A 7,291-nucleotide genomic window follows, 5' to 3' on the forward strand; every position below is an offset into this window, starting at 1 on the left:
GGTCGCACCGGAGCGTCGCCTGCCACTTCGCCGGGCCCGCTCCTGCCGCTCCTGCCGCTCCGGCCGACCCGGCCGACCCGGCCGCCCGGGCCGACGCGGCCGGCGCAGCCGTTCCGGCCGACCCGGCCGGCGCAGCGGATCCGGCAGCCACCGCCGTCACCGGCATCACCGGCGTCACCGCGAAGGAGGAGGCCCGATGACCGCCGACCCCATGGCCGCGGCCGGCCCGGCCACCGCCGCCCACGCCCCCGCCCCCGAGGCGGGGGCCGCACCCCTGCTGTCCGTGCGCGACCTGACCATGGCCTTCCCCGGCCGGCGCGGCCGGACCGGCTCGCGCGGAGCGCCCGTCCGCGCGGTCGACGGGATCTCCTTCGACCTCGCGGCCGGGGAGACCCTGGGCCTGGTCGGCGAGTCCGGCTGCGGCAAGTCCACCACCGGCCGGATGCTGGTGCGGCTGCTGGAACCCACCGCGGGCAGCATCACCTTCGACGGCCGCGACATCACCCGGCTGTCGCAGGGCGCCCTGCGCCCGGTCCGCCGGCACCTCCAGATGGTCTTCCAGGACCCGCACTCCTCGCTCAACCCCCGCCAGACCGTGGCCCGGATCATCTCCGACCCGCTGCTGGTCCAGGGCTGGTCGGCCGCCGACGCCCGGCGCCGGGCCGCGGAGCTGATGGACCTGGTCGGGCTGATCCCCGAGCACATCGACCGCTACCCGCACGAGTTCTCCGGCGGCCAGGCCCAGCGCATCGGCATCGCCCGGTCGCTGGCCACCGGCCCCCGGCTCGTCGTCGCCGACGAACCGGTCTCCGCCCTCGACGTCTCCGTCCAGGCGCAGATCGTCAACCTGATGGAGCGGCTGCGCCGCGAACTGGGCCTGGCCTACGTGTTCATCGCCCACGACCTGTCGGTGGTCAAACGGGTCAGTGACCGGGTCGCCGTGATGTACCTCGGCCGGATCGTGGAGATCGGCGACAAGAAGTCCCTCTACGAGGACCCGCAACACCCCTACACCCGGGCCCTGCTGTCCGCCGTACCGCTGCCCGACCCGGTCGCCGAGCGGCAGCGCGAGCGGATCACCCTGCTCGGCGACCCGCCGAGCCCCGCCGCGCCCCCGCCCGGCTGCACCTTCCACCCGCGCTGCGCCAAGGCCCAGGAGGTCTGCCGGACCGACCGGCCGCTGCTCAAGATCGCCGCCCCGGGCGCGTCGCGCGAGGTGGCCTGCCACTTCCCGGGTGACTGACGGGGAAACCAGGGAAGCGGGAAGGGCCCCGGAGCCGATGGAGTCTGCGGGGCCCTTCGCCGTGTCCGGCCGCGGGCGGCGGCCGGTACGTGCCGTACGCGGTACGTGCCGAACGCCGGTCAGGCGCCCAGTTCCCGGCGGAAGAAGGCCAGTTCCTGCCGCATGACCTGCTCGCGCACCCCGGCCGGGGGCATGTGCGTCACCCCGGGCAGCGCCAGGAGCTGGTGCGGCCGGCCCGCCCGGGTCAGGGCCTGCGACAGCCGCAGCGTGTGCGAGGGGTGGACGTTGTCGTCGGCGAGCCCGGTGATCAGCAGCAACGGCCGGGACAGCCGCGGCGCGTCACCGATCAGGCAGTCCCGCTCGTAGACCTCCGGGTGCTCCTGCGGCAGGCCGAGGTAGCGCTCGGTGTACGCGGTGTCGTAGAGCCGGAAGTCGGTGGGCGGGGCCCCGGCGGAGGCGGCGTGGAAGACGTCGGGGCGGCGCAGCACCGCGAGGGCGGCCAGATAGCCCCCGTACGACCAGCCGCGCACCCCGACCCGGGTCAGGTCCAGGTCGGCGTGGCGTGCGCCGAGCGCGGCGAGGGCGGCGGCCTGGTCCTCCAGGGTGACCGCGGAGAAGCCCCGGTACATGGCGTGGGTGAAGGCGGGCGAGACGCCGGCGGTGCCGCGGTTGTCGATGGTGACCACGGCGAACCCCTGGTCCGCCCACCACTGGCGGGCCTGCCAGCGCCGCGGCTCGGCGACGACGTCCTGGAAGCCGGGGCCGCCGTAGGAGTCGAGGAGCACGGGCAGCCGCCGGCCGGGCACATGGCCGCGCGGCAGCACCAGCGCAGTGGGCACCCGGTGTTCGGTCACCCGCTCCAGCAGCGGCCCCACCCGGTACGGCAGCGGCTCGGACAGGTCCCGGACGGTCAGGGTGCGCCCGTCGGCGGTGGTCAGGGTGCGCCGGATCCCGTCGGCGCCGGCCGAGGTCAGCAGCAGGGCCCCGGCGGAGGCCGTCACCGTGTGCACGCCCGGCCCGTCGGCGAGGGGCGTCAGTTCGGCGGTGTCCGGGTCGAGCAGCAGCACCTGCTGCTCGGCGGGGTCGCGCAGTGCGGCCTCGATCAGCAGCCGGCCGTCGTGGACGCCGGCCACGCGGCGCACCTGGACCTCGTCGCCGGTGACCGGCTTGCCGTCGACGCAGAGGCCGCGGGCCACCTGGGCCGGGGTGTCGGCGGAGGTCAGCATCCGTCCGTCGGGCAGCCGGGCCGGGGTGCCGGGCAGTGCGTCGACCCACTGCGGGTGGGTGGTGCGCGCGAGGGTGCGGGTGCGGCCGGTGGCCGGGTCGGCCGAGAGCAGCAGCACCTGCTGCTGGAGCCGGTCCGCGACGGTCAGCAGGATCTCCTGCTCCGACTCCCAGCCGGCGTCGCAGACGTACGGGAACCGCTCGGCGTCCCAGTCGAGGCGGATCCGCTGCCCCTGGGGGCCGAGCACCCAGAGCTGGACGTCGGCGTTGGGGCCGCCCGCCACCGGGTAGGCGAAGTCCTCCGCGGGCAGCTCGGGGTGGGCGGCGTCGGTGAAGTACCGCCGCTCCAGTGCCTGTTCGTCCACCCGGGCAGCCAGCAGGCTCACACCCTCGGGGGACCACCAGTGGCCGCGGCCGCGGTCGAGCTCCTCGGCGGCCGCGAATTCGGCCAGGCCCCAGCGGGCGCCGTCGGGCGGGCTGATGCGGCCGCCCGGGGCGAGGTGCAGGGCGTCGTCGCAGACGTAGGCGACGACCGAGCCGTCGGGGCCGGGACGGGGGTCGACGGCGGGCCCGGCGGTGCGGATCTCCTCGGGGTGCCCGTCGCCGTCGGCGTGGACGGCGTAGAGCCGCCCGTGGAGGGTGAAGGCCGCGCGGCGGCCGTCGCCGGACAGGGCGAAGGAGCCGATCCCCTCGGCGGCCAGCCGGATCCGCTCGCGCAGGCGGCGCTCGGCGGGCGGGAGTGCGCCGCCCTCGGGCGCCAGGGTGCGGGGGTCGGCCAGCAGGCGTTCGACTCCGGTGGTGGTGTCGAGCACCCACAGGCCGTCGTAGGGGTCGGTGGCGCCGGAGGAACGCAGGAAGTACAGCAGACGGGCCCCGTCGCCGAAGGCGAAGGCGCGCGGGGCGCCGTAGGAGAAGCGGTGGGTGCGGGCCGAGGAGGTGAGGAAGGCGTCGCGGTCGCCGCGGTCGTCGCGGGTGTCGCGGTCGTCGGAGGTGGGGCGGTCGGCGAGGGTGTCGGAGGTGTCGAAGGCGTCCATGGAGCGTAGTGTGACATGTGAAATATCACACCGCCTAGGCCATTGGAGTGGTGACGCCCCGGGACCGGGTCTAGCGTCGAAGACGTGGCTCCCCACGAACGGCCCACCTCCACCGGGACCACCGCCGAGGCCCCCACCGGCGGGAACGGCCTCGCGCTCTTCGTCATCGCCTCCTGCCAGCTCATGGTGGTGCTCGACATCACCATCGTGAACATCGCGCTGCCGCACATCCAGACGGCACTGGGCCTCTCCACCGAAAGCCTGTCCTGGGTCGTCAACGCCTACACCCTCACCTTCGGCGGACTGCTCCTGCTGGGCGGCCGGACCGGCGACATCCTCGGCCGCAAACGGGTGTTCGTCTTCGGCGTGCTGCTCTTCGGACTGGCCTCCCTGCTCGGCGGGCTCGCGCAGAACTCCGGGCAGCTCCTGGCCGCCCGCGCCCTGCAGGGCGTCGGCGGCGCCGTCGCCTCGCCCACCGCCCTGGCCCTGATCAGCACCACCTTCCGCGAAGGCCCGGCCCGCAACCGGGCGTTCGGGGTGTTCGCCGCCGTCTCGGCGGCCGGTGGCGCGATCGGGCTGCTGGCCGGCGGCGTCCTCGTCGAGTGGCTCGACTGGCGCTGGGTGTTCTTCGTCAACGTGCCGATCGCCGTGCTGATCGCCGTCATGGCCCGGCGGGTGCTGCGCGAGTCCCCCCGGCACGCGGGCCACTTCGACCTCGCCGGTGCGCTCACCTCCACGCTCGGCATGGTGGCGCTCGTCTACGGGTTCATCCGCGCCGCCCAGGACGGCTGGCGCGACCCCTGGACCCTGCTGTCGTTCGCGGCGGCCGTACTGCTGCTGCTCGCCTTCGTGCTCAACGAACGGCGCTCGCGCCAGCCCATCACCCCGCTGCACATGTTCGCCGACCGCAACCGCGCCGGGACGTACGGGATCATGCTGTTCCTGGCCTGCGCGATGTTCGGGATGTTCTTCTTCCTGACCCTGTTCGTGCAGGACGTGCTCGACTTCAGCCCGCTGCGCGCGGGTCTGGCCTTCCTGCCGGTCAGCGTGGTGATCGCGATCGTCGCGGGCATCACCTCACGGCTGCTGCCCCGGTTCGGGCCCAAGCCGTTCATGGTCCTCGGCGCGCTGTGCTGCACGGCCGGGCTGTCCTGGCTGACCCGGGTCGACGTCGACTCGACGTACTTCGGCAGCGTGCTGGGCCCGGTGCTGGTGTTCAGCACGGGCATGGGCATGGAGTTCGTCTCCCTGACGCTGATGGCCCTGTCGAACGTGCCCGACCGGGAGTCGGGCGCCGCCTCCGGCCTGCTCAACACCATGCAGCAGGTCGGAGGCTCGCTCGGACTGTCCATCCTGGTCACCGTCTTCGGCACGGCCAGCCGCAGCGAGGCCGTCCAGCAGGTCCCGGCCTTCCTCGCCCAGGCCGGCCCCGCCGAGATCGTCCGCTTCCGGGACACCCGCCGGCTGCCCGACCCGTGGGGCGACCTGGTCCTCACCGCGGGCATCACCCAGGCCTTCGTCGTGGCCGCCTGCTTCACCCTGCTCGGCGCGCTGATCGCCGTCCTGGTGATCCAGGTCCGGGCGTCGGACCGGGAACGGCTCCAGGGCAACCACGTACCGGCCGCCGGCCCCGGCTGACATCGCTGCCGCGCGCGGGCCACGGCGCCACGGCGGACCACGGCTGCGGGGCCACGGCTACGGCGCCGCGCGGGCTACGACGACGGGGTCAGGGCGCGCAGACGGCAGCGGGCCGGGCCCTCGGCGCGCAGGGTGATGCCCGCGCTGACCGGGACCTCGGTGTCCACCGCCTCGAACTCGTAGGCGCGCAGCATCATCGCCAGCGCGATCACCGACTCCAGCATCGAGAAGTGCTGGCCGATGCACGCCCGCGGTCCGCCGCCGAAGGGGAACCACGCGTACCGCGGCCGGGCCGCCTCCGCCTCCGGCGTGAACCGGTCGGGGTCGAACCGCTCCGGGTCCGCCCAGTGGTCCGGGTGCCGGTGGGTCACCCACGGAGCCAGGATCACGTCCGCCCCGGCCGGGATCCGCCGCCCGGCCACCTCCGCCTCGGCCACCGCCCGGCGGCCGATCACCGGCGCGGCCGGGTAGAGCCGCATGGCCTCCTTCAGCACCTGCGTCAGGTACGGCAGCCGGTCCAGGTCCGCGGCCTGCGGCGTACGGTCGCCCAGCACGGTCCGCACCTCCTCCCGGGCCCGCTCCTGCTGCTCCGGGTGACGGCCCAGCAGGTGCAGGGCGAAGGCCAGCGAGGTCGCCGTGGTCTCGTGCCCCGCGAGCAGGAAGATCAGCACCTGGTCGCGCAGCTCGGTGGCGTCGAACGCGTCCCCGCTGTCGGTGTCCCGGGCCGCGGCCAGCAACGACAGCAGGTCCTCGCCCGCGTCCCGGCTGCGGCGACGGTCGGCGATGATCCGGTCGCAGGCCCCGTACAGCTCCTCCATCGCGGCGGCGGCGCGCCGGTTGGCGGGCGTGGGCCAGGTGCGCGGGAGGTTGGCGGGGGAGTAGCCGCGGCGCAGGCAGTAGTCGGCGATGACCGGGAAGCAGCGGTCCACGACGTCCACGGTGGAGTCGACGTCCGTGCCGAACAGGATCCGGGCCACGGCGCGCAGCGCCAGGCGCATCATCTCGTCGGTGAGCTCGACCACCGCGCCGTCGCGCCAGCCGTCGAGGGTGGTGCCCGTCTCGGCCGCCACCGCGCCGGCGTACCCGTCGACCCGCTTGCGGGTGAACAGCGGCTGCACCAGCCGGCGCTGACGCAGGTACTCCTCGTCCTGGCTGGTCAGCAGCCCGTTGCCGAAGGACTCCCGGACCTCCTCGTAGAAGGGGTTGTCCTTGCGGAAGTTGGCCGACTGAGCGGCGAGCACCTGCTGGGCGCCCTCGGCCGAGAACACGCAGTACAGCGCGGCCCGCAGTCCGGGCGGTCCGGCGGTGATGCGGACGACGTCGCCGTGGGTGCGCTGGGCCTTGAGATAGGTCCCGATCGAGTCCTTCTTCAGGTCGAACAGCGACCCGAGCAGCGGCACCCCCGCCAGCTCCGGGATCTCCTCCGCCGCACTGACCGTCACGTCCACTGCCATGACCGACTCCCCCTCATCCCGTGCCGACGCCCCGTGCGCCGTCCCTACGGTCCCCACTGTGCCCCGCTACCCGCTCCGACCGCCCCACACACCGCCGCACCGGCCGGCCTGTGCGTCGCCTACTTGTCGCAGGCGATCCCGTCGTTGTCGCGGTCGAGGTGCTTGCCGTAGCCGGGCTGGCCGCGCCGGATGGGCGCCGCGCCGGCGGCCCTGGCGTCGGCGCACGTCTTGTAGTACACCCCGGCCGGGGCGCCGCCGGGCGTGGCCCCGGCGGGCGGTTCGGCCGGCCCGGGTGCGTTCGTCGGCGTCGGGCCCGGCCCCTTCGAGGGCGCCTTGCTCGGCTTCGACGTGGCTCCGGCCTGCTGGGGGCAGGTGGACCCGGGCGCGGTCAGCGACAGTTCGGGCCGGGTCCCGGCGGGGACCTCGGCGCCGGCGGCCGGGGTCTGGAAGCAGACGGTCCACTGTGCGGGGTCGGCGGCCAGGGTGACATCGGCGTAGGCGCTGCGCGGCTGGACGGCGGTCACCCCGCTCACCTGGGTGACGGCCGCCTGCGCCTCCTTGAACGGCTGCCCGACCACACCGGGCATCACCGGCTTGGCCGGGGCGGACGGCGCGGCGGAGACGGCGGGCCGGGCACTGCCCTTGGCCGAGCCGCCCTTCCCCTCGGTGTCCCCGCACCCGGCGACCAGGACGACGAC

6 protein-coding genes are annotated in these 7,291 nt (G+C 74.9%); 3 read left to right on the top strand and 3 right to left on the bottom strand.

Features of this window, described 5'->3' with window-relative positions; all coding sequences use genetic code 11:
* Positions 1–200: hypothetical protein (locus tag EF918_RS29810; RefSeq protein WP_185921979.1), on the top strand; the 200-nt coding region annotated here is incomplete at its 5' end.
* 11 nt (positions 201–211) lie between these two features.
* A complete protein-coding gene (locus tag EF918_RS29815) occupies positions 212–1,243 on the top strand; it encodes an ABC transporter ATP-binding protein (protein WP_125652050.1) in 1,032 nt (343 codons plus the stop codon).
* A 119-nt stretch (positions 1,244–1,362) separates the two neighbouring features.
* On the opposite strand, the gene EF918_RS29820 is transcribed toward EF918_RS29815, so the two are convergent.
* Positions 1,363–3,501: a prolyl oligopeptidase family serine peptidase gene (locus EF918_RS29820; RefSeq protein WP_125652047.1), complete on the bottom strand. Its 2,139-nt coding sequence runs from the start codon at positions 3,499–3,501 to the stop codon at positions 1,363–1,365.
* A gap of 84 nt (positions 3,502–3,585) precedes the next feature.
* Here EF918_RS29820 and EF918_RS29825 point away from each other — a divergent pair, with 84 nt between their 5' ends.
* Positions 3,586–5,139: an MFS transporter gene (locus EF918_RS29825; RefSeq protein WP_125652048.1), complete on the top strand. Its 1,554-nt coding sequence runs from the start codon at positions 3,586–3,588 to the stop codon at positions 5,137–5,139.
* Positions 5,140–5,213: 74 nt separating this feature from the next.
* Here the strand turns inward: EF918_RS29825 and EF918_RS29830 are convergent, their stop codons facing one another.
* On the bottom strand, positions 5,214–6,593 hold the full coding sequence (locus EF918_RS29830; RefSeq protein ID WP_125652049.1) for a cytochrome P450: 1,380 nt from the start codon (positions 6,591–6,593) through the stop codon (positions 5,214–5,216).
* Positions 6,594–6,712: 119 nt separating this feature from the next.
* Positions 6,713–7,282 carry an excalibur calcium-binding domain-containing protein gene (locus EF918_RS29835; RefSeq protein WP_260610802.1) on the bottom strand — a complete coding sequence of 190 codons (570 nt, stop codon included), beginning with the start codon at positions 7,280–7,282 and terminating at the stop codon, positions 6,713–6,715.
* Between the last annotated feature and the right edge of the window lie 9 nt (positions 7,283–7,291).

Source organism: Streptomyces sp. WAC06614 (assembly GCF_003949795.1).
Classification (GTDB): domain Bacteria; phylum Actinomycetota; class Actinomycetes; order Streptomycetales; family Streptomycetaceae; genus Streptomyces.

Coding starts and splice junctions, on each gene's coding strand:
- EF918_RS29820 (WP_125652047.1), bottom strand. CDS start 3,501: ATGGACGCCTTCGACACCTCCGACACCCTCGCCGACCGCCCCACCTCC.
- EF918_RS29830 (WP_125652049.1), bottom strand. CDS start 6,593: ATGGCAGTGGACGTGACGGTCAGTGCGGCGGAGGAGATCCCGGAGCTG.
- EF918_RS29815 (WP_125652050.1), top strand. CDS start 212: ATGGCCGCGGCCGGCCCGGCCACCGCCGCCCACGCCCCCGCCCCCGAG.